Annotated in this window: 23 protein-coding genes; 12 read left to right on the top strand and 11 right to left on the bottom strand. The window is 71.0% G+C overall.

Going from position 1 to position 23108, the window contains the following annotated elements; translation table 11 throughout:
* Positions 1-21 precede the first annotated feature (21 nt).
* Entirely contained in the window at positions 22-1482 is a 1461-nt protein-coding gene (gene aspA, locus NJE57_RS06140; protein WP_319027515.1) for an aspartate ammonia-lyase, read from the top strand.
* A gap of 75 nt (positions 1483-1557) precedes the next feature.
* Here the strand turns inward: aspA and NJE57_RS06135 are convergent, their stop codons facing one another.
* Positions 1558-1737: a hypothetical protein gene (locus NJE57_RS06135; protein WP_319027514.1), complete on the bottom strand. Its 180-nt coding sequence runs from the start codon at positions 1735-1737 to the stop codon at positions 1558-1560.
* 146 nt (positions 1738-1883) lie between these two features.
* Here NJE57_RS06135 and NJE57_RS06130 point away from each other — a divergent pair, with 146 nt between their 5' ends.
* Positions 1884-2663, top strand: a complete 780-nt coding sequence (locus tag NJE57_RS06130; protein ID WP_319027513.1) for an acetoacetate decarboxylase family protein — start codon at positions 1884-1886, stop codon at positions 2661-2663.
* 13 nt (positions 2664-2676) lie between these two features.
* Here the strand turns inward: NJE57_RS06130 and NJE57_RS06125 are convergent, their stop codons facing one another.
* Positions 2677-4326 (bottom strand): glycerol-3-phosphate dehydrogenase/oxidase, encoded by a 1650-nt coding sequence (locus NJE57_RS06125; protein ID WP_319027512.1) that lies wholly within the window; start codon positions 4324-4326, stop codon positions 2677-2679.
* The gene (locus tag NJE57_RS06120) at positions 4323-4934 is read right to left on the bottom strand and encodes a TetR/AcrR family transcriptional regulator (RefSeq protein ID WP_319027511.1); all 612 of its coding nucleotides are present in this window, start codon (positions 4932-4934) and stop codon (positions 4323-4325) included. Before NJE57_RS06120 ends, NJE57_RS06125 begins: the two co-directional genes overlap by 4 nt.
* A gap of 130 nt (positions 4935-5064) precedes the next feature.
* Here NJE57_RS06120 and NJE57_RS06115 point away from each other — a divergent pair, with 130 nt between their 5' ends.
* From NJE57_RS06115 to NJE57_RS06100, 4 genes are all read left to right on the top strand, one after another.
* Positions 5065-6696, top strand: a complete 1632-nt coding sequence (locus NJE57_RS06115) for an FAD-binding oxidoreductase (RefSeq protein WP_413464368.1) — start codon at positions 5065-5067, stop codon at positions 6694-6696.
* Positions 6693-7625, top strand: coding sequence for a diacylglycerol kinase family protein (locus NJE57_RS06110; RefSeq protein ID WP_319027510.1), 933 nt, complete (start codon positions 6693-6695; stop codon positions 7623-7625). Before NJE57_RS06115 ends, NJE57_RS06110 begins: the two co-directional genes overlap by 4 nt.
* Positions 7626-7812: 187 nt before the next feature.
* On the top strand, positions 7813-8373 hold the full coding sequence (locus NJE57_RS06105; RefSeq protein ID WP_319027509.1) for a CAP domain-containing protein: 561 nt from the start codon (positions 7813-7815) through the stop codon (positions 8371-8373).
* A gap of 41 nt (positions 8374-8414) precedes the next feature.
* Entirely contained in the window at positions 8415-10127 is a 1713-nt protein-coding gene (locus NJE57_RS06100) for a BCCT family transporter (RefSeq protein WP_319027508.1), read from the top strand.
* A gap of 19 nt (positions 10128-10146) precedes the next feature.
* Here the strand turns inward: NJE57_RS06100 and NJE57_RS06095 are convergent, their stop codons facing one another.
* On the bottom strand, positions 10147-10947 hold the full coding sequence (locus NJE57_RS06095) for a pirin family protein (RefSeq protein ID WP_413464361.1): 801 nt from the start codon (positions 10945-10947) through the stop codon (positions 10147-10149).
* 175 nt (positions 10948-11122) lie between these two features.
* Here NJE57_RS06095 and NJE57_RS06090 point away from each other — a divergent pair, with 175 nt between their 5' ends.
* A complete protein-coding gene (locus NJE57_RS06090) occupies positions 11123-11248 on the top strand; it encodes a hypothetical protein (protein ID WP_319027507.1) in 126 nt (41 codons plus the stop codon).
* 15 nt (positions 11249-11263) lie between these two features.
* On the opposite strand, the gene NJE57_RS06085 is transcribed toward NJE57_RS06090, so the two are convergent.
* Complete coding sequence (locus NJE57_RS06085; RefSeq protein ID WP_319027506.1) at positions 11264-11554, bottom strand: hypothetical protein; 291 nt, start codon at positions 11552-11554, stop codon at positions 11264-11266.
* A 141-nt stretch (positions 11555-11695) separates the two neighbouring features.
* Here NJE57_RS06085 and dapA point away from each other — a divergent pair, with 141 nt between their 5' ends.
* Positions 11696-12583, top strand: a complete 888-nt coding sequence (gene dapA, locus NJE57_RS06080; RefSeq protein ID WP_319027505.1) for a 4-hydroxy-tetrahydrodipicolinate synthase — start codon at positions 11696-11698, stop codon at positions 12581-12583.
* Between the two features lie 39 nt (positions 12584-12622).
* Here the strand turns inward: dapA and NJE57_RS06075 are convergent, their stop codons facing one another.
* Positions 12623-13522, bottom strand: coding sequence for an SDR family NAD(P)-dependent oxidoreductase (locus tag NJE57_RS06075; protein WP_319027504.1), 900 nt, complete (start codon positions 13520-13522; stop codon positions 12623-12625).
* 159 nt (positions 13523-13681) lie between these two features.
* On the opposite strand from NJE57_RS06075, the gene NJE57_RS06070 reads away from it, so the two are divergent.
* Both NJE57_RS06070 and NJE57_RS06065 read left to right on the top strand, forming a co-directional pair.
* The gene (locus NJE57_RS06070; RefSeq protein WP_319027503.1) at positions 13682-14500 is read left to right on the top strand and encodes a DUF1906 domain-containing protein; all 819 of its coding nucleotides are present in this window, start codon (positions 13682-13684) and stop codon (positions 14498-14500) included.
* Between the two features lie 186 nt (positions 14501-14686).
* Positions 14687-16420, top strand: a complete 1734-nt coding sequence (locus NJE57_RS06065) for an HNH endonuclease signature motif containing protein (protein WP_319027502.1) — start codon at positions 14687-14689, stop codon at positions 16418-16420.
* Positions 16421-16553: 133 nt separating this feature from the next.
* Here NJE57_RS06065 and NJE57_RS06060 read toward each other — a convergent pair whose 3' ends face one another.
* Positions 16554-16877: a putative quinol monooxygenase gene (locus tag NJE57_RS06060; protein ID WP_319027501.1), complete on the bottom strand. Its 324-nt coding sequence runs from the start codon at positions 16875-16877 to the stop codon at positions 16554-16556.
* A gap of 107 nt (positions 16878-16984) precedes the next feature.
* On the opposite strand from NJE57_RS06060, the gene NJE57_RS06055 reads away from it, so the two are divergent.
* Positions 16985-17827, top strand: coding sequence for a serine O-acetyltransferase (locus NJE57_RS06055; RefSeq protein WP_319027500.1), 843 nt, complete (start codon positions 16985-16987; stop codon positions 17825-17827).
* 32 nt (positions 17828-17859) lie between these two features.
* Complete coding sequence (locus tag NJE57_RS06050; RefSeq protein ID WP_319027499.1) at positions 17860-18552, top strand: response regulator transcription factor; 693 nt, start codon at positions 17860-17862, stop codon at positions 18550-18552.
* Positions 18553-18627: 75 nt separating this feature from the next.
* Here the strand turns inward: NJE57_RS06050 and NJE57_RS06045 are convergent, their stop codons facing one another.
* The 4 genes from NJE57_RS06045 to NJE57_RS06030 all read right to left on the bottom strand — a co-directional run bounded on the left by NJE57_RS06045 (position 18628) and on the right by NJE57_RS06030 (position 23095).
* A complete protein-coding gene (locus NJE57_RS06045) occupies positions 18628-19908 on the bottom strand; it encodes an ABC transporter permease (RefSeq protein ID WP_319027498.1) in 1281 nt (426 codons plus the stop codon).
* Entirely contained in the window at positions 19905-20786 is an 882-nt protein-coding gene (locus tag NJE57_RS06040) for an ABC transporter ATP-binding protein (RefSeq protein ID WP_319027497.1), read from the bottom strand. Before NJE57_RS06040 ends, NJE57_RS06045 begins: the two co-directional genes overlap by 4 nt.
* Positions 20787-20960: 174 nt before the next feature.
* Positions 20961-21695: a response regulator transcription factor gene (locus tag NJE57_RS06035; protein WP_319027496.1), complete on the bottom strand. Its 735-nt coding sequence runs from the start codon at positions 21693-21695 to the stop codon at positions 20961-20963.
* Positions 21692-23095, bottom strand: coding sequence for a sensor histidine kinase (locus tag NJE57_RS06030; protein WP_319027495.1), 1404 nt, complete (start codon positions 23093-23095; stop codon positions 21692-21694). Before NJE57_RS06030 ends, NJE57_RS06035 begins: the two co-directional genes overlap by 4 nt.
* Positions 23096-23108 lie beyond the last annotated feature (13 nt).

Below are 23108 nucleotides of genomic sequence, written 5' to 3'. Positions count from 1 at the left end.
GACCCGATCAGCGGAGGACGAATGACCCAGACCCGTGTGGAGAAGGACCTGCTCGGAGAGAAAGAGGTCCCGGCCGACGCCTACTACGGGATCCACACCGTGCGGGCGGTCGAGAACTTCCCCATCGCCCCGACGACCATCAGCGACATCCCCGACTTCATCCGCGGCATGGTCATGGTCAAGAAGGCCGCCGCGCTGGCGAACCTCGAGATGGGTGTGCTCGATCCCGAGGTGGCGGAGGCCATCGTCGGTGCATGCGACGAGATCCTGCGGGACGGGCGGTGCATGGACCAGTTCCCGTCGTGCGTCTATCAGGGCGGGGCCGGGACCTCGGTCAACATGAACACCAACGAGGTGGTGGCCAACCTCGCACTGGAGCGACTCGGGCGCCCCAAGGGTGCGTACCACCTCGTCAGCCCGAACGACGACGTGAACCGGTCGCAGTCCACCAACGACGCCTACCCGACGGGTTTCCGGATCGCGCTGTGGCACGCGCTGGAGCGGCTGGAGCCGGCGATCGTCGCGCTGCGGGAGGCCTGCTACGACAAGTCGGAGGAGTTCCGCGAGGTCCTCAAGATGGGCCGTACGCAGCTCCAGGACGCCGTCCCCATGTCGCTGGGCCAGGAGTTCGGCGGGTTCGCGGTGACCCTCGACGAGGAACTGCACGTGCTCGGCGCGGCGGCCAGGATGCTCCTCGACGTCAACCTCGGCGCCACGGCCATCGGCACGGGGGTCAACACGCCGCCCGACTACCGTCGTGCGGTCGTCGACCACCTGCGCGCCGTGACGGGACTGCCGGTCACCGGCGCCATGAACCTGATCGAGGCGACCAGCGACACCGGCGACTACGTCAACGTCCACGCCGCGCTCAAGCGGGCCGCCGCCAAGGTGTCCAAGATCTGCAACGATCTGCGGCTGCTCTCCTCCGGCCCCCGCGCGGGCTTCAACGAGATCAACCTGCCGGAGCTCCAGGCGGGGTCGTCGATCATGCCGGCCAAGGTCAACCCGGTGATCCCCGAGGTGGTCAACCAAGTGTGCTTCAAGGTGATCGGCAACGACGTCACGGTCACCATGGCGGCCGAGGCGGGTCAGCTGCAGCTCAACGTGATGGAACCGGTGATCGCCCAGGCGATGTTCGAGTCGATCTCGTTGCTCACGTCCGCGATCGAGACGCTCACCGAGAAGTGCGTCCGGGGGATCACCGCCAACGAGGAGGTGGCCCGTCGCAACGTCATGGACTCGATCGGCATCGTCACCTATCTCAACCCGGTCATCGGGCACCACAACGGCGACCTCGTGGGCCGTGAGTGCGCGCGCTCGGGCCGCGGGGTGCGCGAGGTCGTGTTGGAGATGGGCCTGTTGTCGGCGGAGGAGGTCGACGACATCCTGTCCCCGTCCAACCTGTTGCGGCCGCGGTACAAGGGCAAGTCGGGCGCGCAGGTGGCGGCCGCGCCGACCGAGGACCTGACGAACCCGCGCTAGCCGTGCGGCGCCGGAACGCGTGGACCCCGGTCACCCTGGGGCGACCGGGGTCCGCCGGCGTCGGATCGACCCGGGTCAGGTGGGCTCGGGGCCGACCCGGCCGATGCTGCTCACGGCGAGCCGACCGAGGGAGCTCTCGAATCCGAAGGACTGGTCGAGCGCCGCGGTGGAGCCGGAGATGAAGCCGTTGATCGCGGCGGACGACCCGACGGTGAAGTCGAACTGGGCGAGGAAGTCGGCGATGGCCTTCAACATGGTGTGCCTCCAGGTGAACGGATCCGCGGTGTGGGCCGCGTGGGCGGACCGTGTGCCCGTCTCTACCTGGTCTATCTGCCGCAACCGTGGAGATGTTAGCCGGAAAAGGTGGTCACATCGGCGACCCCAGCGGCTAACGTCGGGTCATGAGTTCTCCCACAACCCGCGTCGTCGCAGGCCGCCAGATCACGTTCCCCGTACCCGTCGTGTCCGCCTCGATCTCGGGCGCGGCCTTCCTCTCGCGTAGCGCGGTCGCCCGCCGGCTGATCGCCGCCGGTCCGCAGGCCGCTGTCCTCGAGGAGGCGGGTGCGGAGCCCGTGTCGCTCCCGGGCGGGCGCACGCCGGTGACGACGATCCACGTGCGTTACCACGATGTCCCGGGCAACGTCCTGGGCGGATACCACGAGGTGGGGCTGGCGTTCCAGCTCAAGGTCCCCGGGGCCGGGGTGCTCCAGCACATCCACGAACTCCCGGTGGACCAGGACTTCACGCTCGCCGCCGGCAACCAACTGTGGGGCTTTCCCAAGTGGAAGGGCGACATGGTCGGGACGGCCGGCGGGGCGCTCGATGACGCGCGACTGGGGGCCGTCGGGTCCTCGGGCGCCGGCGGCATCGATCTCCGGTTGGACACCCGCCTCGGCGTTCCGCTCCCCGGACGCCACTCCCTGGGGATGAACTGCATCCAGTTCCTCGACGGGAAGCCGGTCCTGGTCCGTGCCGGCGCCAAGGTCTCGGGCGGTCGGTTCCGGCCCCTGGGGGGCGCGCGCGTGACGATCGCCCCGGGGGCCGAGGAGGGCGATCCCCACATCGCCCGGATCGCCGAGGCGGTCCGCGAGCTCGGGCTCGACCGTGCGCGCGCTCTGGCGACGTTCTCCTTCGAGCGTTTCGAGGCGCAGTTCGAGGCTCCGAAGCCGCTCGGCGGGTAGCCGGTCCCGGGGGTCAGCCGAGCGCTGCGAGGGCCTCTCGCGCGGCGGGTTCGGCGGCGGCGCGGTCGGCGGGCACCAGTCCGACCCGGCTGCGGCGGTCCAGTACGTCGTCGACGGTCAACGCGCCCTCGTGGGTGACGGCGTAGGAGAACTCCGCCCGGGTCACGTCGATCCCGTCCGCCACCCGTTCGAGCGGGCGGGCCAGCAGACTCTCCGCCACCACGGTCGCGGCCTCCTGTCCGAAGCGCGCCACCAGCGACGCCGGTAGCCGGCCGCCGTACGCCGCGGGCGCGGGCCGTGCGCTCCCGCGGTGCCCGGGTGCGCCCACCAGCGGGAGATCGGCGGTGCGGCACGGTGCGGCCGGGAGCCCGGTGCGCTCCACGACGAGGTCCACGGCCTGCTCGGCCATGAGCCGGTACTCGGTCAGCTTTCCGCCGGTGATGGTGACGAGGCCGTTGTCCGAGGTGAGTACCGCGTGGTTTCGGGAGAGGTCGGCGGTGCTGCCGTCACCGGCGTCGACCAGCGGCCGCAGCCCGGCGAAGGTGCCCAGGACGTCGTCGCGGGTCAACCCGGACTCGAGGGCGCGGTTGATCACGTCCAGCAGGAATCCGACCTCGTCCTCGGTGGCCAGGGGCACGTCCGGAACCGGTCCGGGGGCGTCGACGTCGGTCAGGCCCACGTGCAGTCGTCCGAACTCGGCGGGGATGGCAAAGCAGAAGCGGTTGGTCTCGCCGGGCACCGGCACGGTGAGGGCGCCGACGGGATCGCCCAACGCAGCCGCCCTGACGATCAGGTGCGTGCCCCGCGAGGGGCGGACGCGGACCCCGGGCGCGGTCAGTCCGGCCCAGACGCCGGTCGCGTTGACGACGGCCCGCGCGGTGAGGGTGAACTCGTCGTCGTGTCCTCCCACGTCGCCCCCGCCCGCGCCGCCACCTCCTGCTCCGAACTCGTCGCGGACGGTGACCTCCGTCCCGCTCGCGGCGACGACGCGTGCGCGGGTGATCACGCGGGCCCCGTGCCCGGCGGCGGTCCGCGCCACGGCGGTGACCAGGCGGGCGTCGTCGACCAGTTGGCAGTCCCAGTTGAGGTGCCCGAACCTCAGGCCCGCACGACGGACGCCGGGGACGTACTCCGCGACCCCGCGTGCGCCCAGTACCCGCGCGCCGGGCAGGCGATCTGCCGGGGTGCCGGCGAGTCGGGACAGCAGGGTGCCCGCGACGAACCCCAGTCCGGGCAGGACCGCGCCGAGGCGCGTGGTGTCGCGGAAGACCGGGACCACCTGCGCGAGCGGCCGCACGAGGTGGGGCGCGGTGCGCTCGAGCATGATGCCCCGTTCGACGGCGGATCGCCGGGCGATCCCGACGTTGCCGGTGGCCAGGTAGCGCAGGCCGCCGTGGGCGAGTTTGGACGACCACCGGCTGGTGCCGAACGCCAGGTCGTGGGCCTCCAGCAACACGGTCTCGAGCCCGCGGGAGGCCGCGTCGAGCGCGATCCCGGCGCCGGTGATGCCCCCGCCGATCACCACGAGGTCGACGGGGCGGGAGCGCCCGCGGAGCTCGGCCAGCTCGCGGGCCCGACGCGCGGCGGTCAGCGCGGTGGTGTGGACGGGCGCGGTGGTGTGGACAGGCTCGGCGGTGTGGACGGGTTGGGCGTGACCGGTCATAGTCCGAGGTACCCCCTGACGAGTATCTGCAGTTCCGCCCGCCAGGTGGCCGGGTCGAGTGGTGGGTCGGCGAGCGGGGCGGACAGGACCACGCCCTGGACGGCGAGGTAGAGCATGGTCGCGGTGCGGTCGGCGTCGCGACCGGCCAACCGGGGGTCGGTCGCGATCGCCTGCGCGAGCAGCCCCCGCAGGAAGCCGATGAGCCGGCGCTGGGAGGTGCCGAGTCGGTGGAGGAGGTACTCCGAGAGGAGGTCGGTCTCGTGACGTCGGAGTGCGTCCAGCAGCGGATCGGCGCGCACCTCGTCCGCCAGGGTGCACAGCAGGAGCGAGAGCTCGTCGGCGTCGCGGGGCGCCGAACCGGGGAGGGTGGGGTCGACCCTCTCCACGACGCCCGTGAGCTCGCGGGTCATGAGGTCGGCGAAGAGCGCGGTGATGTCCGGCCAGTGGCGGTAGAGAGTGGTCCGGCCGACGCCGGAGCGCCGCGCGACCTCGACCATCGTGGTGCGGGAGGAGCCGATCTCCAGGATCGAGGTGTGGGCGGCGGTGAGCGCTCGGTCACGGGTGTTCGCGGTGCGGGCGGCGTGCCGGGGTGGGGCGGACGCGGTCACCGGACCTCCTTACGGGGGCACAGGGCGCTGGTTCCGGTGGGCCCGGAGTTCGCCTAAAACGGAACAGATCATCAGTTACTGTTCCAGTATGAGCGTCATGAATCCCGCTGACAACCTGCCGTTGCCGCCCATGGCCCTGTCCCGGTGGGGCACCGAGTCCGAGGCCAGGGACCTGGGCGAGGGCGTCCGCGGCCTGCTGCGCGACGTCCTCGGTGTCACCGCCGAGAGCGGACTGCGCTTCGATCCCGCCGCCGTGACCGCCTCGCCGTCGCGACTGACCGACTCCGACCTCGCGGAACTCGCCGGCGTGGTGGGTCGGGGCGACGTCTCCACCGACGACGCCCAGCGGCTGCCCCGTGCCCGGGGCAAGTCGACGCCCGATCTACTGTCCTGGCGGCTGCGGCCCGATGTGGTCTGCCCCGACGCGGTGGTCGCCCCGCGGGACGACGACGAGGTGGCGGCCCTGCTGGACTGGTGCGGAATCGAGGGGGTCGCGATCGTGCCCTTCGGCGGAGGCACCTCCGTGGTGGGGGGTCTCACCCCGGACGCCGGCGGCCACCGGGCCGTGCTCTCACTGGATCTCGCGCATTTCGATTCCCTCGAGTCGATCGACCCCGAGTCGGGCGAGGCGGTTCTCGGGGCGGGACTGACCGGCCCCCGCGCGGAGGAACTCCTCGCCGAGCACGGGTTCTCGCTCGGGCACTTCCCGCAGTCCTTCCCGTACGCCACCATCGGCGGGTACGCGATGACCCGCTCCTCCGGGCAGGCCTCGGCCGGCTACGGGCGCTTCGACGAGATGGTCCGCGGGCTCACGGTGGTGACCCCGGTCGGTGTGGTGGAGGCTGGCCGCGCCCCGGCGTCGGCCGCCGGCCCGGACCTGAGGCAGTGGCTGCTGGGGTCCGAGGGCGCCTTCGGTGTGTGCACCCGGGTGCGACTGCGGGTCCACCCGGCGCCCGACACGGTCCGGCACGAGGCGTTCCGCTTCCCGGACTTCTCGACCGGCGCCGCGGCTCTCCGCGCGGTGGAGCAGCAGGGCACCGGCCCGACGGTCATCCGACTCTCGGACGAGACCGAGACGGCGGTGAACCTGGCCACCGCCACAGAATCGATCGGTACAGAATCGATCGGTACAGAGTCGGTCGGTGAGCAGGCGGACGGCGCGGGCGGTGAGCCCGGCGGGTGCCTGTGCCTGACCCTGTTCGAGGGCACTGCCGAGCACACCCGCTCCCGGAACGCGGAGACCCGCGACGTGCTCCTGGCCCACGGCGGCACCCCGCTGGGTGCCGGCCCGGCCGAGGCGTGGGAGCACGGCCGCTTCGGCGCCCCGGTCCTGCGCGACGCACTGCTGGACAACGGTGCGCTGGTCGAGACCCTGGAGACCGCCACCGACTGGTCGAATCTGTCCGCGCTGCGTGACGCCGTCGCCCAGGCGTTGACCACCTCGCTCGAGGCCAGCGGAACGCCCGCGCTGGTCATGTGCCACATCAGTCACGTCTATCCCACCGGCGCGTCCCTCTACTTCACCGTGGTGGCGGGTCAGCGCGGTGAGGACCCCGTCGAGCAGTGGATGGCCGCCAAGCGGGCGGCCAGTGAGGCCATCGTCGGTGCGGGCGGGACGATCACCCACCACCATGCGGTCGGGGTGGACCACAGGTCCTACCTCGAGGCCGAGATCGGCGAGGTGGGCGTGCGGATGCTGCGCGCGGTCAAGCACGCCGTGGACCCCCACGGGGTGTGCAACCCGGGGACGTTGATCCCGTGACCGCGCGGCTGTCCGATCGCCGGATCCGCACGGTCGCGCTGCTGACCAACCCGGTCTCCGGCGGGGGGCGCGGGGGCCGGGTCGCCGACAGGGCAGCGGAACGCCTCCGGTCCCACGGGCTCGAGGTCGACCGCCTGGAGGGCGCCGGCCCGCAGGAGTCCCTCGACCTGGCCCGGCAGGCGATCGCCGACGGTGTGGACGCCCTGGCCGTGTGTGGCGGGGACGGCATGGTCTCGCTGGCCGTGCAGGCGCAGGCGTTCTCGGGCGTCCCGGTGGGGATCATCCCGGCGGGCACCGGGAACGACCTCGCCCGCGAGTACGGGATCCCGCTGGACAGCCCCGAGGCCGCCGCCGACGTGGTCGCCGGTGGGCGGGTCGAACAGGTCGACCTCGGCCGGGCCACCCCGGACGGGGGAGAGCCGCGCATCTTTGCCTCGGTCCTGTGCGCGGGGCTCGACTCGGCGGTCAACCGTCGCGTCAATGACATGCAGATCCTGGGTGGGCCCCTGCGCTACGTCCTGGCCTCCGTCATCGAGTTCCCGAGCTACCGGGCCCGCCGTTTCCGGATGACCTTCGACGCCGGCGGGGCAGCGGAGGAGACGGTGGAGGCGGAGGTCCTACTCAGTGCGTTCGCCATCACCCGAAGCTACGGCGGCGACATGAAGATCGCCCCGCACGCCGACCGGTCCGACGGGCTGTTCGACGTCTGCTACGTCGGCAGGATCTCCAAGTTCCGGCTGGCGTGGCATTTCCGCCGGCTCTACGCCGGCACCCACGTGGGGCTCCGGGGGGTGACGACGCGGCGGTGCCGCACCGTCCGGATCGAGGCGGAGGACGTGGAGGCGTTCGCGGACGGTGACGCCGTCGCGCCGCTTCCGGTGACGGTCGAGGTCCTGCCGGGGGCGGGGCTGTTCCTCGTGCCCCGGTGAGTCCGATCGGGGTGAGTCCGATCGGTGCGTCCTCGCGACGGTGAGGGTCCCGACGACGGCGTCGAATACTGTCACTCGAGCCACTTCAGCAACACTGATATACGCAGGTCACGGGCGTTACGTGCCACGGCTACCTCATCCGCCATTTGGTTCGCTTCAGGCTCGCCGGGGCGGCATGATCACCTCCATGCGCTCCAGGCTCACCGCGTCACTCGCGACCATCGCCGTCACCTCCGCCACCCTGATGGGTGGCGGAGTCGGGACGGCGTCCGCCCAGGCCCTGCCGCCGTTCCTCCCGCAGCACGTGGTGGACGGTCTTGTCTCCCAGGCGAGAGCCGCCGTACCCGCGGAGGTGTGGGCGGCGGTCGGCTCGACCGAGCTGGTCTACCAGGACGTCGCCGGTGGGCTGCGGGAGGGCATCGTCCGCGAGATCGACTCCTATCGGGTCGCCCAGCGGCTAGGGGCGCTGGCGCCCAACCAGGACCTCGACCGCGAGGCGCAGGCGTGGGCCGACCGGTTGGCCGCCCAGGACGCCGTCTACCACAACCAGGCTCTGCTGGCCCGCGGCTACGGGGAGAACATCGTGGCCGCCGGCACCCACTGCGGCGCAGTCTGCCTGGTGGACCTGTGGAAGAACTCGCCCGGCCACAACGACAACCTGATCGACCCGGGTTACCGTTCGGCGGGGATGGGGATCGCGTACTCTGCCGGCGGCAAAGTTTTCGTGGTACACAACTTCGCGTACTGACACGTCGTAACCGGGGTAAAGCCGAACAGACGAGGGAGACCATGTCCGAACGGATCACGCGCGCGTTGAGGCTCAAGACCGATCCGGGGGTGTTCCTGACCGCGGTGGGTGTCGTCCTCGCGTTCGTGGTCGTCACCTTCGTCGCAGGAGACTGGGTGGGGGAGGTGTTCGGATCCGCCTCCGGCTGGATCATGACCAATCTCGGCTGGTTCTACATCGCCGGGGTGTCCACCTTCCTGCTCTTCCTGCTGTGGATCGCGCTGAGCCGGTTCGGCCACGTCCGACTGGGTAGCGACGACGAGTTGCCGGAGCACTCGACCCCCGCGTGGTTCGGGATGCTCTTCGCGGCCGGCATCGGCACCATCCTCATGTTCTGGGGCGTGGCGGAACCGATCTCGCACTTCGCCACCCCGCCGCGCGGGGACGTCGAGCCGGGGAGCGTCGAGGCCGCGCAGGAGGCGATGTCCTTCACCCTCTACCACTTCGGTCTCCACACCTGGACCATCTTCGCGCTGCCGGCACTGGCGTTCGCGTACTTCATCTACAAGCGCAAGATGCCCCCGCGGGTGAGCTCGATCTTCGCCCCCATCCTGGGCCAGCGGGTCTACGGACCGCTGGGCAAGACCATCGACGTGGTCGCGCTGGTCGGCACCGTCTTCGGCGTGGCCACCTCGGTCGGCCTGGGGACCCTGCAGATCAACGCGGGCCTCAACGAGCTGTTCGGCATCGCCGTCTCGCCGATCGTGCAGGTGATGATCATCGTGGTGGTCACCACCATCGCCTGCATCTCGGTCGCCGCCGGGCTCGACAAGGGCATCAAGCGCCTGTCCACGATCAACATCGTCCTTGCCATCTCGCTGCTCGTCTTCATCATCGCCACCGGCCCGACCCTGTTCCTGCTCAAAGGCACTGTGGAGTCCTTCGGGGTCTACGCCTCGTCCCTGCCCGAGCTCGCCTTCTGGAACAACGTCTTCCCGGCCAGTGACGATCTCGCCTCCTGGCAGAACACGTGGACCGTCTTCTACTGGGCCTGGACCATCACGTGGTCGCCCTTCGTCGGCATCTTCATCGCGCGGATCAGCCGCGGCCGCACGATCCGCCAGTTCGTCTTCGGCGTCCTGGTCCTGCCCGTCGCCTTCTCGATCATCTGGTTCGGCGTGTTCGGCATGGCCTCGTTCGACATCGAACTCAACGGCTCCGGCGGACTCGTCGAGGCCGTCGTCGACGAGGGCGACATCCCGGGTGCATTGTTCGCGTTCCTCTCGAACTACCCGCTGGCGACCCTCATCTCGGGCGTGGCCGTCCTCCTCGTCGTCATCTTCTTCACCACCTCCGTCGACTCGGCCGCGATGGTCGTCGACATGATGGCCTCGGGCAGGGACGACTCCATCGAGCCCTCGCCGGCCCACCAGCGCATCATCTGGGGCGTGCTCATGGGCGCGGTCGCCGCGACCCTCCTCGCAGGCACCGGCACGGGCGGTCTCGACGCGCTGCAGGAGGTCATCACGGTCATCGGCCTACCGTTCTTCGTGATGGGCTTCGTGATGATGTACAGCCTGGTCAAGGGCATCTCCGCCGACCTCGGCGAGCGTCCGCCGACGGTCACCCGGCAGTGGGAGCGCGCCTACTCGCCCGAGGAGTTCGAGGAGAACGAGACCTCACCGTCCCCCGAACCCATCGGTCCGCTGCACCGGATCCCGGGCGAGGAGGACGACGGCGCCCCGAACCCCCTGGACACCTCCGGAGACCACTGAGCTCGGCGGCGCGGCGCGGTCAGTGGCCGCGGACGTCGAGCATCGTCATGGCCTGGTGCATCTCCCACACGAGGATCTCTGCGCCGTCGTCGCCGGCGGTGACGCGGCGCCCTCCCGTGGCGGTCAGTCGCGCGGCGTCGCCGGTGGCCAGCACGCCCTCGCCCTCGAGTGCCACCGACCCCAGCGGGACGTAGAGATGGACGTACGGCGCGTCGGGGAGCCGGACGGACCGGCCGGGGGACAGGCGCGAGGCGAGTAGGGCGGACGAACGGTCGCGGATCCGGATGGCGGCCCGGTCGGCGTAGCTGGCCAACCCGCCTGCGACGACGACGAGGTGGTTCTCCAGATCCCCGGGGGCGATCTCGAGCTGTTCGTATCCGGGGTCGCCGCCGGTGGCGTCCGGGACGACCCACATCTGGACCAGGTGCACCGGCTCCCCGGGGGCCTCGTCGTGCCGGATCGACCCGTCCCGCCAGGTGTCGTTGCGCTCGGAGTGCAGAATCCCGGACCCGGCGCTCATCCGCTGGGCGAGGCCGGGGTAGATGATCCCGTTGTGGCCCCGGGAATCCTGGTGGACGAGCGAGCCGGACAGCACCCAGGTGACGATCTCCATGTCCCGGTGCCCGTGGGTGTCGAAACCGGAGCCGGGCGCGATCCGGTCGTCATTGCTGACCAGGAGGCGCCCGAAGTGGGTGTTCATCGGATCCTGGTGCCGGGCGAACGAGAAGGAGTGCCGGGAGTCCAGCCAGCCCCCGCCGGTGTGGGGCCGGGAGGCCGAGCGATGGATCCTGACCCCGGGAACGGGCGCGGGAACAGGCACGGGCACCCCTCGGTAGTTGATGCAACAACTATACAACCACGGGCCCGCACGCGCCGGATCGGCGGTCCAGGGCGCCCGTCCAGAAATTTCGCTGATATGGCGACGGAATCTCGCGCCGCCTCGTAGGGTGACAGCTGTCAGTGACGACAGTCACACTGTCTGCCGGGAGGTTTCCATGTTGCAGAACGCTCTGGCCGCCACGCTGCGCGTGGGCGTGGCCACGACCAACGAGGTCGCCCACATCGTGGTCGACAACACGCTGGGCCGGGTCCTCAACACCAACCCGGACAAGATCCACTAGGCGCCGCCGGACGGCCTACATGCCGTCGGCCGTGCCGTCGCTCCCGCCGAGTGCGTGGTCCGGCTGCTGCGGGGTCTGGTAGATGCGTTTCTGCTCGTCCAGGTCGCTCTCGCCGGAACCACCCTCGCCGCCGGCCTGGCCGACACTCCGGCCGTCACTGTGGCCGCCGCTGCCCGGGGCGTCCGGGTCGACGCCCGCCGCCGGCTCTCCTGACCGCGGACCGGCACCGCTGCCGTCTCCGACACGCGTGCCATCGATCGTGTTGCCCAGATCCTCTGGGGGCTCCGGTGCTGTCTCCGAGTTCACGTGGTCCTCCTGGCTCGTCGGTGCGGGGTGGTCACGACACTAACCGCGACGGGCCGGACGTGCTCGCCGACACCGCCCCCCGGAGCCGGCGACGGCCACGTCGGAGCGCCGATCCGCCGGGGACCGCCTATTCTGTTGACCATGTCGGACAATCCCTTCGGTCGGGTCATCACCGCGATGGTGACCCCCATGCACGATGACGGCTCGATCGATTTCGACGGGCTGCAGCGTCTCGCCGTCCACCTCGCCGACCACGGCCACGACGGGCTCCTGGTCAACGGCACGACCGGTGAGTCCGCGACGACCACCGACGACGAGGACTACGACGCCGTGGCCGCGGTCGTCGAGGCGGTCGGGGACCGGGTGTCGGTGATGGCCGGCTGCGGGACCAACGACACCGAGCACTCGATGCGGGCTGCCAGGGCGATGGTGGAGCGCGGCGCCGACACCCTCCTGGTGGTGACGCCGTACTACAACAAACCCACCCAGCACGGGATCGTCGAGCACTTCCGGATGATCGCCGAGGCCGGTGGACGCCCCGTCATGGCCTATGACATCCCGGGGCGGACCGGCACGGCCCTGTCCTCCGACACGATCCGCCGGTTGGGCGAGATCCCCGGGGTCCGGGCCGTCAAGGACGCCAAGGGCGACCTGTTCGAGGCCAGCCGGCTCATGGCGGAGACCGACCTGTTGTGGTTCTCCGGTGACGACGTGCTCAACCTGGCGTTCCTGGCGCTGGGCGCCGCGGGGATCGTCTCGGTGGTCGGCCACGTCGCGGGCGAGGACTACCGGGCGATGATCGACGCGGTGGACGCCGGCGACCTCCCCCGCGCCCGCGGGATCCACACCCGCCTCATCCCGGCCGTCGACGCGATCATGCACACCTCGCAGGGTGCGATCCAGGTCAAGGCCGCCCTCAAGATGCAGGGCCTGATCGGCTCCGACCAGCTACGAATGCCCCTGCTCCAGGGACCGCCCGAGCACAAGGACAAGCTCCGCGAGGGCCTGGCCGCGTCCGGGCTCGCCTGAGTCGCTCTCTCGCCGTCGTCGCCCGGAGGTTCTCCCGCCCTACCGGAACGCCGCCATCTCCGTGCAGCGCTCCCACAGGGCGGAGGCGACCTCCGGGTCGCGCGACCCACGGCTCGACCTCGCGATCTTCGGATGCCCCCGGAGGCCGCCGAGGCGATCCGGCCCGACGAACGACCCGCCGGGCAGGTCCGGCACCGTGGCGGCGAAGAGGACCGAGAGCGCGCCCATCTCGGGCGTCAGGCCCGCCCACGGGATCGAGTTGCCCAGTTCGAAGAACCTGTCGGCAACGGGGCGGCCGCTCTGCCGGATCAACTCGGTGGCGGTGTAACCGGGGTGGGCGGCCATCGACCGGATCCCCCGGCCGTCGCGCTCGAACCGACGCTGCCACTCGTAGGCGAGCATGATGCAGGCCAGTTTCGAATCCGCGTAGGCCCGCATCGGGCGGTATCCGCGCAGGTCCATGCTCAGATCGTCGGTGTCGAGCCGCCCCCGCAGGTGGGCCAACGAGCCGAGCCAGACCACGCGGTCGGTCAGCCGCGGCAGCAGACCGTGCGTGAGCGCGTGGTGTCCCAGGGCGTTGACGCCGAACTGCATCTCGTGCCCCTGGGCGGTGCGGCTGAGCGGGAGATTCATGACCCCGGCATTGTTGATCAGCACATCGACCCGGCCCGTGGCCCCGGCGACGAACTCGTCCACCGAGTCGAGGTCGGACAGGTCGAGCCGGCGGACCGACGCCAGGTCGCGGGTCCCGACGGGCAGGGTGGCGCGCGCGGCCTCGGCCTTCTCCTGATTCCGGCAGGCCATGACCACCCGTGCGCCCCTGTCCACGAGCACCTTTGTGGTGGCCAGGCCGATCCCGGCGTTGGCGCCGGTCACCACGAACGTGCGTCCCGTCTGGTCTGTGACATCAGAGGCGGACCATCTGGGCGTGCGAGTCATGGACGACAGTCAACCAGTCGCGCCTTCGCCGTGGTGGAGCACCCGTGTGGTAACGCCGGGGGAGACGGCGCGATCTTCTTGTGACACACTCCCTAGAGGCGGGTGAGATCCCACGCGTCACACGCCTTTCGTCTTCGACCGAGATCTCGGAGTACCTCCATGACGTTCGACCGCCGATCCTTCCTCCGCCGCGCCGGGCTCGGCGCGGCCGGTGCCGGCGCCCTCGCTGCGGGGCTGACCCCCGCCGTCGGTGCGCAGTCGTCCATCCCCGCCCCCCTGGGAGCCCTCCCCGGCGCCGGTGCCGGGATCCCGATCGGCACCCTCCTGGACTACGCGTCGGGCCCGCCGTCGGCGGCGTCGGTTCGCGCAGCCGGCCACATGGGAGCGGTGCGGTACTGCTCGAACCGCCGTCCCGGCGCCGAGTGGATGACCGGGAAGCCATTGCTACGACGTGAGGTCGACGACTTCCGTGCGCACGGCCTCAACATGGTCTCCTGCTACCAGTTCGGCAGGGACGCCACCGCCGACTGGCGCGCGGGGGCGGCGGGCGGCGACCACCACTCCAGGGTCGGCATCGGCATCCACTTCGCCGCCGGCGGTCCGCGCGGGGTGCCGATGTACGCCGCGATCGACGACAACCCGACGCGCTGGGAGTTCGACAACCTCATCGCGCCGTACCTCGAGCGCTTCCGCCACCACCTGCACGGGGCCGACCTGAAGCTCGGCGTCTACGCCAACGCCCCGACCATCGACTGGTGCCGTCAGCGCGGACTGGGTCAGTACTTCTGGCAGCACGACTGGGGCTCCGGTGGGCGCCTCAACCCGGCCGCCACCATCCACCAGCTCCCGATCCGCCAGCAGGTGACGGTCGGCGGCGTCGTGTCCGACCTCAACCGCGTGTACGCACTCGACTACGGCCAGTGGTGGCCGACCGACCCGGCCGCCCTCCTGGGTGGGGCGCTGGGCAGCGTCGGCTGACACCGGTCGGCAGGGCATCGGCAGGGCCGGACGGGATTTCCCGTCCGGCCCTGCTGCGTCGTGGGGGATGGATGCGCTGAGTTGATCCGCGCTTCCCTCCTTGGTGAAGAAGGTCTCACTCGATGAGCCCCTATGTCGCACGCGTGTTCGAGCAGTATCGAACACAGAGGCGATAAAGGGGGCGGGATGGGCGCGAAGGACACCGAGCAGCTGTTCGCGTGCGAGTCCGAGGTCGCCCGACTGGCAGTGGACGGCGAGAACCGCGCGTCGGCGTTGCGTATCCGAGCCGTCTACCGGACCTTCGAGGCGGCCGTCGAGCACGTCCGGGCCATCGACGTTGCCGCCCACGAGTCCGAGCTCCCCGTCCGTGACTACGCTGCCGTCGACCCCTGGGAGTTGGCGCGTTCGGAACTGGCCGTAGCACTGGGTGTCCACGCCAACCGGGCCGGTGCCATGGTGGACCTGTCGATCGAGCTGGTCGAGCGGTGTCCGGCGATACTCGAGGAGATCGAGTCCGGACGGATCGACGAGCGGACGGCGAGCACGATGGTCGGTTGTCTCCGCGGGGTGACCGACGACGACCTGTGTCGCGCCGCCGCCGAGATCGCGGCGCGTCGCTACGTCGAGTCACTGGAGGCCGGTGGCCGTCTCGGCCGCGGTCAGCTCCGGCGGATGATGGACCGCGCCGTCCGTGGTGTCGACCCCGACGGTGTTCGCAGGCGCAGGAACGAGGCGCTCCGGGGCCGCGGCGTGTGGATCCGGACGGCACCGGACGGCATGGCGTCGGTCTCTGCGAGCCTCAGCGCGGCCGGGGCCGAGGTCCTGGCCGAGCGGCTGGACCAGATGGCGGGGACCGGGACGTGGTCCAGGGGGGCGGGTAGCCCTGGTCCGGGAAAGGGCCTGAAGGACGACGACGACGAGGCCGGCGCCGGCACGGACGACCGTGTTCCCGATGACCGCGTTCCCGATGAGCGCGGTCCCGATGAGCGCCGGGCGGACGCGCTGGTCGCTCTCGCGACCGAGGGCCCCGGCCCGGCAACTGATTCGACCGCGCGCTCGTGCCCGGACCCGGCCGCCGACCAGCCTGCGAGACCGGCCGCCGACCAGTCTGCGGGCCCGGCCGCACGTTCGGAGGACGAGCCGGCTGCCGAGGCGCCCCTGCGGCCGCACGTCACCGTCATCATGACCGGCGACGGGCGCTCAGAGGTGTTCTTCCGTCGTTCGGGGGAGGGCTCACTCGCCATGCTGAGAGATCTGCTCGGCCGGGCGCGGGGGGCGACGTTCGAGACCGTGTTCACCGGACGAGCGGGCTCCGACCACCGGGCTGCGCTCGGATACGCGGTCCCGGAATGGCTCGCCCGGCGCATCCGACTCCGGGACGGCACCTGCCGTCACCCCGGGTGTTCGGTGGCCGCCGACCGTTGCGATCTGGATCATGTGGTCCCGTTCCTCAAGGAGGACCCGGAGAGCGGAGGTCTGACCGTGGAGTGGAACCTCATCTGCCTGTGTCGGACCCACCACCGACTCAAGACCTTCTCAGGGTGGGGATACAGAGTGGACCCCGACGGCGTGGTGGACATCGTCACGGAGACGGGTCGAACCGTTCGTACCTGGCCGTCGGGGCCCCTGGCCCGCGCGCGGCGGGTCGAGCAGATGGTCGACGCGGACTCCTCCGGCGGGTGCGACTGCGGTGTCGCGCGCGTCGAGAGTGCCCCGGGGGAGGTCGCACGCGAGCCCACCCACAGCGACGGTTCTCCTCGGGGGACCTTCATCGGGTTCCGGTACACCACCAGGGAACGCCGTCGCCGAGCCCGCCGCCAAGGAGAACGCGACCTGCTGATCCTCGAGCGCCGCGCCCGGCGAGACGCGCGACGTAGACAGGACGAGGCGGACGCGATCACTGACCCGCCACCGTTCTGAACGGGCGGCACCGGGCGAGACCGAACCAGTGCGAGACCGAACCACTGCTAGATCGAACCGCCGCGAGACCGAACCACTGCGAGCCCGAATTGTCCCGGGCAGCCCAGGCCAGCCCGGGCCCGACCCGGTCGTGTCAGTCGACGGTGATCTCGCCCATCGTTCCCCACTCCTCGCCGTCCGCCGTGGTGTTGATGATGCGAGGAGTGCGCTCGAGGTACTGCGCGGCGGAGCCGGTGAACTCGGCGAAGTGGGAGGACCCCACGTGCTCGGCTGGTGCGTCGCCGTCGCGGAACGCCTCGCAGAGGAGGAAGGTGCCCGGGGCATCGGGCGAGCGGTACCAGTCGAACCACAGGTTGCCGGGTTCCGCCCGGGTGGCTTCGGTGAAGTCGCGGGTGATCTCGAGCCAGGACTCGGCGAACTCGGGTTTGACGTCGAAGCGCACGTTGATGAGCATCATGGCCCCATCCTGCCGGGCCGGCCCGACCGGCGTCGAGTGCCGATCGAGCGCCGATCGGATCGTGGTGGACTCGCCCCGGAAAGCGTCACCGGCCTACCCTGTATCGGGTGACCATCGAGCTGAGCATCGAGAACCCCTGCATCCCGCAGACGGAGGCCGACTCCTCCGTCCGCGCAGTCTGGGATCGGCTGTCCGTCGACGCCACGCGGAGTCGCGACGAGCCCCTGATCGCGGGCCTGGTCCTGGACCTCATCGACGGTTGCGACGACCTGGGCGAATCCCTCGCCAGGCTCGCCGCGTCGCGCATCGCGACCCCCGAGATCGGCCGGCACGTGCTCGAGAAGGAGATCCGGGCCGTTCTGGTCGACCATCCGAACGTCCTCGAGGCGGTCGCGGCCGACCTCGTGGTGAGCTTCGAGCGCAACCCCGCTTATCCCAACTATCTGGTGCCCTACCTGTTCGCCAAGGGCTTCCTGGGGCTCCAGGTCCACCGCGTGGCCCACGAGATGTGGAACTCGGGCAGGGTCATGGCGGCCTCGTTCCTCCAGAGCCGGGTCTCCGAGGTCTTCGCGATGGACATCCACCCGGCCGCGCGCGTGGGCTCGGGGATCCTCGTGGACCACGCCACGGGCATCGTAGTGGGGGAGACGTGCGTGATCGGCGACGGTGTCTCGATCCTGCAGGGCGTCACGCTCGGTGGGACAGGGAACGAGGACGGCGACCGCCACCCCAAGATCGGCGCGGGAGTGCTGTTGTCCGCAGGGTCGATCGTGCTGGGCAACGTGCACGTGGGTGACTGCTCGCGGGTGGCCGCCGGCTCGGTGGTGCTCGACGAGGTCCCGCCGCACACCACGGTGGCCGGAGTGCCGGCGAAGGTGGTCCGGCGACACGCTGATTCACTGGTCCCCGCGGAAGAGATGGACCAGGAGATCGACCCGGCCGCCCAGTAGGCGACGCGGGCTACACGGCCGGAGGGCGCGGAATGCGGGTACTCGTTGTCGACGACGAGCCGGCGCTGCTGGAAAGCGTGCGCCGCGGGCTCGTCTCGGGCGGATGGGCCGTGGAGACGGCCCGCGACGGCGAGGTCGGGCTCGAGATGGCCGCCGAGGGACACTTCGACGTGGTGGTCCTGGACATCATGATGCCGCGGCGCAGTGGGTACGAGGTCGTTCGCGAGATGCGTCGACGCGAGATCTGGACCCCGGTGCTCATGCTCACCGCCAAGGACGGGGAGTACGACGAGGCGGACGCGTTCGACCTCGGTGCCGATGACTACCTGATCAAGCCGTTCTCGTTCGTCGTCCTGGAAGCCCGGCTCAGGGCGTTGGTCCGACGCGGCGCCCCGGAACGGCCCGCCTCGTTCGTCGCCGGGGATCTGGAGGTCGATCCGGCCGCGCGCGAGGTGCGGCGCGGTGAGGAGCGGATCCCGGTGACCGCGCGGGAGTACGCGGTGCTGGAGTACCTGATCAGGAACCGCAACCAGGTGGTCTCCAAATCCCAGATCCTGCGGGCGGTGTGGGACGCCGCATACGACGGGGACGACAACATCGTCGAGGTCTACGTGGGATACCTGCGTCGGAAGATCGACACCCCGTTCGGCGCGCGGGCGATCGAGACCGTGCGCGGACAGGGGTACCGACTGGTGGACAGCGAGGTGGCGAGGGCCGGGGGCTGACCGCCACCCGACCCTCGCCCGTCCCACTCGCAGGCATCACTCGCCGGCGTCACTCACCAGCCTCACTCACCAGCCTCACTCGGACAGCGCGAGCGCCTGACGGTAGGTGAGCTTGCCACCGGTCTGCATGATCGACCGCCGGTAGACCCGCTCGGCGACCACCATGACGGCGCCCGCCGCGACCAGCGTGATCACCGCGGCCACGGGCGGCTCCCACCACTCGGCCGTCCCCTCGACCAGGCGGATCGGCATCGTCACCGTCGACATGATCGGCACGTACGAGGCGATCACCTGCCACGTGTCCTGGAGGAACAGTCCGGCAAAGGACGCGACCATGATGAGAGTGAGCAGCGGGGACGACGTGGACTGCACGTCCTCGGCCCGCGTCGCCATGGCTCCGGCGACCGCGAACAGGCAGGCCAGCGCCACGAAACCGATGACGAAGAGCACCAGATACCACCCCGCGGCGCCGGCGAGGGAGGGCAGTAGTGCGGCGTAGTCGGTGAACGTGAGCCCGATCAGGCCGATGGCCACGAAGACCACCATCTGGCCCAACGCGAGCACCGTGGCTCCGACGACCTTCCCGACGAGAAGCTGGCGCAGCGGGATGGCGGCGGCCAGGATCTCGACGATCCGCGACTGCTTCTCCTCCACGACGCTGTTGGCGATGGCGTAGCCGAAGAGGATCGCGGCCATGTAGAACAGGAACACGAAGACGAACCCGGCGATCAGCTGCACGCCCTCGTCCGCGGCCCCCTCGGGATCGAGCAGGCGCTCCTGCACGACCGACCCGGCGGTCAGTTCGGCGACGGACGACCCCACGGAGGCCGCGTTGCGCTCGAGCGCGTCGGCCGCGACCGCGGTGCCCACGGCGGTGGCGACGGCGGGGTCCACCCCGTCCGCCCCGACGAGTGTCCACGCGCCGGGTTCACCGAGCAGCGCGGCGTCGGCGTCTCCCTCACGCACCGCCTGCTCGGCGGCGTCGGGGTTCGCGACCTCTAGGACGGACAGCTCGATCCGGGGGCCGTCCGCCGATCCCTCGTCGGCCTCGGCGCCCGCGTCCGAGTCCGCGGCGGAGTCCGCGCCGGCGGCGGCCTGCACGATCGCCGTCGCGTCGTTGGAGGCCACGGCGACGGTCTTCTCGTCATCGCCCCCGCCGAGGAGGAACGACGCCCCGAAGGCGACGATGAAGATCGCGATGGTGGTCAGGGTGGAGATGATGAAGTTGCGGTCGCGGAGTTTGACCATGATCTCGCGCCCGGCGACGATGCGCCACGCCGAGTCCGTCGCCGAACCTGCCGCCGGGTCCGTGGCCGAGTCCGTCGATGAGGACGTGGTGGGGGTCGTGGTGATCATGACGTCACCTCACGGTAGATCTCGGACAGGCTGGGGACGATTTCGGCGAACTCGCGGACGCTGCCCCGGGCGACGGCCTCGCGCAGGACGGTGTCGGTCGCCTCGGGTCGGTCGAGGTCCAGCAGGGCGGTGGGACCGTCCACGTCGATCACGTGGACACCGGGCAGCCCCCGGACCCACCCGGCGTCGGTGCCGACGACCAGGCGGTGCAGGACGCGGCCTCGGCGGCGCAGGTCGGCGACCGTGCCGCCGGCGACGACCCGCCCGCGCGAGAGGACCACGAGGTGGTCGCACAGCCGCTCGACCAGGTCGAGCTGGTGCGAGGAGAAGAGCACGGGCACCCCTCGGGCGGTGTGCTCGCGCAGCAGGTCGACCATGGAGTCGACGGCGACCGGATCGAGGCCCGAGAAGGGCTCGTCCAGGATGAGCAGCTCCGGCTCGCCGATGACGGCCGCCACGATCTGCACCCGCTGCTGGTTTCCCAGAGACAGCGACTCGAGCTTGTCCGAGGTGCGGTCGCCGAGGCCGAAGCGCTCGAGCAGGTCCGCAGCCGTGCGCCTGGCTCCGTCGGTGCTGCGGCCCTGGAGTCTGCCGAGGTAGACGAGTTGGTCCAGGACGGGCTGCTTCGGGTACAGCCCTCGTTCCTCCGGCATGTACCCGAATGTGCGCCGGTCGGCGGTGGTGACCTCGTGGCCCCGCCACGTGACCCTGCCGGCGGTGGGCTGCAGCACGCCCATGATCATCCGCATCGTGGTGGTCTTGCCGGCGCCGTTGCCGCCGACGAAGCCGGTCATGGCCCCGCGCGGGACCTCGAATCCGACGTCGTCCACGGCGAGGGTCTCGCCGAAGCGTCGGGTGAGCCCATCGAGCTCGAGCATGGTTGTCCTCCCTGGTGTCCTGTACGACTCCACGCTATGACCGCCGGGGTACCCGGCGGATCAGTCGGGAGGATGACATCTCCGGAGCGACGCCCGGGCGGTCTCCCCCACGAGGCGGAGATGGGAGGGCGCTGGTGTGTGGGCGCTGGCGAGTGGGCGGAGACGGGAGGCGGTTCAGTCCCCGGGATTGACCAGGCCCGCCTCGTACGCCAGGACGACCGCCTGGACACGGTCGCGCAGGTGCAGTTTGGCCAGGCACGACGAGACGTGGGTCTTGACGGTGGCCTCGCCCACGACCAGATCGCGTGCGATCTCCGCGTTGGAGAGTCCCCGGGCGACCAGTCGCAGCACCTCGGTCTCGCGGGTGGTGAGCAGGTCGAGGGTCGGTGGACGCGATCGCGTCGGGTCGGGGGGCGGGTCATGGCCGGCCGGGGGCGTGGCAGCGGTCAGTCGTTCGATGACCCGACGCGTGACCTCGGGTGCGAGCAGCGCGTGGCCGTGGCCCACTGCCCGGACGCCGTCGACCAGGTCCTCGGGGTCGGAGTTCTTGAGCAGGAAGCCACTGGCCCCGGCCCGCAGGGCGTCGAAGAGGTAGTCATCGCGATCGAACGTGGTGAGGATCAGGACCTTGGCCAGCCGCTCCCCGGTGATGATCCGCGTCGCCTCGATGCCGTCGGTTCCCGGCATCTGCACATCCATCAGCACGACGTCGGGGCGTAGCCGCCGGCACATCTCGACCGCATCCGCGCCGTCGGCCGCGTCCCCGATCACCTCGATGTCCGGCTCGACGCTGAGCATCATCGAGAAGCCGGAGCGCATGAGGGCCTGGTCGTCCACCACGAGCACCCGCAGGATGCCGGTGGGGTCGTCGCCCCCGGTGGGCCCGCTGCCCGCGTGGTCGCCGGTCATCCCGGTCCGGCGTCCGCGTTCGGGCGGTACGGCAACCGCACGCGCACCCGGTAGCCGCCGGTCACGCGGGGGCCGATCTCACACTCGCCGCCGTGGGAGCGGACCCGCTCGCGCATTCCCAGCAGACCCAGTCCACTGCCCGAGGTCCCGGTCCGTGGGCGCCCGTCGTCCAGGACCTCGACCTCCGCGTACGGGGCGCCACCCGGGAGCTCGCCGGTGCGGACGACGACTCCGGCGTGATCGGCGGTGGAGTGGCGCCTGATGTTGGCCAGCGCCTCCTGCGCGCTCCGGTACAGGGACAGGCCGACGAGCGGTGGCACCTCCTCGATCGGATGGTCGGTGCCGGGGACCACCGAGACCGCGGTGGTGAAGTCGACGGTGTCGAGCGAGGCTGCCAGCCGTTCGACGTCCGCGAGCCCGTGCCCGGCGGACCGGGAGGGGTCGGGGGCAGCGGTGCCGGGCGCGTCGGCGGGGGCGTCCGCCGACTGACCGGCGGTCTCCCGGCCGGTCAGCAGATCGGCCGACCTGAGTGCGCCGAGCAGGCCCCGCATCTCGCTGACGGCGGATCGGGACGACTCCTCGACGGTCCGCAGGGCGCCGGCCGCGGCCTCCGGATCGCGGTCCATGACCCGGCGAGCGGCGCCGGCCTGGACGCCGATGGCCGCCACGTGGTGGGCGATCACGTCGTGCAGCTCGCGGGCGATGCGTAGCCGCTCCTCGACGACCGCGCGGTCGCGCAGGGCCTCGGCCTGCGCCTCGATAGTGTGGGCCTGCTCGGCGAGGGCGTGCCGTCGACGAGCGCCCCGCCAGGAGGTGATGCCGAGCGCGGCGGCGCCGCCGAAGTAGACGATGTTGATGAGGGCGGTGTAGACGAGATAGGCGGGCACCGGCGGGAAGAGCCCGGACGAGCGGTCGGCGTCGTCCACGGCGTCGAGGATCTGCTGCATCCCGGATCCGAGGGCGAGGTACCAGATCATCCACACCGCGAGGGCGATGGCGATCCCCACCGCCACCCCGACGAGGGCCCGGCGGTCGCGGGCCCACGCGGCCGCGGAGTAGATGGCCACGAAGTACAGCACCTGCAGGGAGACCTGACCCATCACCAGCGGCATCACGCTGCCGATCACCAGCATGTGGCCCGTCGCACCGAGGCCGGTCAGGAGCGGGAAGCGGCGGCGGATCGCCAGCAGGGCCGCCGCGCTCGCCATGGCAAGGTACTGGGCCCAGATCGGTGCGCTCTCGCTTCCCAGCACCCCCATGCTCCGCACGATCTCCACGCCCACCGCCGAGCAGGCGAACATCACCAGGGCGAGGACCGCGTCGAACCGGAGGTAGTTCTCCGGCAACGGGCGGGTCCATTCGTCCTCGGCGTCGAAGAGGTGGTTCAGGCGGGCCCACACGAGGGTCGAGCCT

Origin of the sequence: Dietzia sp. PP-33 (assembly GCF_033790845.1) — a bacterium.
Classification (GTDB): Bacteria; Actinomycetota; Actinomycetes; order Mycobacteriales; family Mycobacteriaceae; genus Dietzia.
Note: the sequence above shows the minus strand (reverse complement) of the source record. Positions and strands in the feature narration are given on the sequence as shown.

Coding starts and splice junctions, on each gene's coding strand:
- aspA (WP_319027515.1), top strand. CDS start 22: ATGACCCAGACCCGTGTGGAGAAGGACCTGCTCGGAGAGAAAGAGGTC.
- NJE57_RS06135 (WP_319027514.1), bottom strand. CDS start 1,737: ATGTTGAAGGCCATCGCCGACTTCCTCGCCCAGTTCGACTTCACCGTC.
- NJE57_RS06130 (WP_319027513.1), top strand. CDS start 1,884: ATGAGTTCTCCCACAACCCGCGTCGTCGCAGGCCGCCAGATCACGTTC.
- NJE57_RS06125 (WP_319027512.1), bottom strand. CDS start 4,326: ATGACCGGTCACGCCCAACCCGTCCACACCGCCGAGCCTGTCCACACC.
- NJE57_RS06115 (WP_413464368.1), top strand. CDS start 5,065: ATGGCCCTGTCCCGGTGGGGCACCGAGTCCGAGGCCAGGGACCTGGGC.
- NJE57_RS06105 (WP_319027509.1), top strand. CDS start 7,813: ATGCGCTCCAGGCTCACCGCGTCACTCGCGACCATCGCCGTCACCTCC.
- NJE57_RS06100 (WP_319027508.1), top strand. CDS start 8,415: ATGTCCGAACGGATCACGCGCGCGTTGAGGCTCAAGACCGATCCGGGG.
- NJE57_RS06090 (WP_319027507.1), top strand. CDS start 11,123: ATGTTGCAGAACGCTCTGGCCGCCACGCTGCGCGTGGGCGTGGCCACG.
- dapA (WP_319027505.1), top strand. CDS start 11,696: ATGTCGGACAATCCCTTCGGTCGGGTCATCACCGCGATGGTGACCCCC.
- NJE57_RS06075 (WP_319027504.1), bottom strand. CDS start 13,522: ATGACTCGCACGCCCAGATGGTCCGCCTCTGATGTCACAGACCAGACG.
- NJE57_RS06070 (WP_319027503.1), top strand. CDS start 13,682: ATGACGTTCGACCGCCGATCCTTCCTCCGCCGCGCCGGGCTCGGCGCG.
- NJE57_RS06065 (WP_319027502.1), top strand. CDS start 14,687: ATGGGCGCGAAGGACACCGAGCAGCTGTTCGCGTGCGAGTCCGAGGTC.
- NJE57_RS06060 (WP_319027501.1), bottom strand. CDS start 16,877: ATGATGCTCATCAACGTGCGCTTCGACGTCAAACCCGAGTTCGCCGAG.
- NJE57_RS06050 (WP_319027499.1), top strand. CDS start 17,860: ATGCGGGTACTCGTTGTCGACGACGAGCCGGCGCTGCTGGAAAGCGTG.
- NJE57_RS06045 (WP_319027498.1), bottom strand. CDS start 19,908: ATGATCACCACGACCCCCACCACGTCCTCATCGACGGACTCGGCCACG.
- NJE57_RS06040 (WP_319027497.1), bottom strand. CDS start 20,786: ATGCTCGAGCTCGATGGGCTCACCCGACGCTTCGGCGAGACCCTCGCC.
- NJE57_RS06035 (WP_319027496.1), bottom strand. CDS start 21,695: ATGACCGGCGACCACGCGGGCAGCGGGCCCACCGGGGGCGACGACCCC.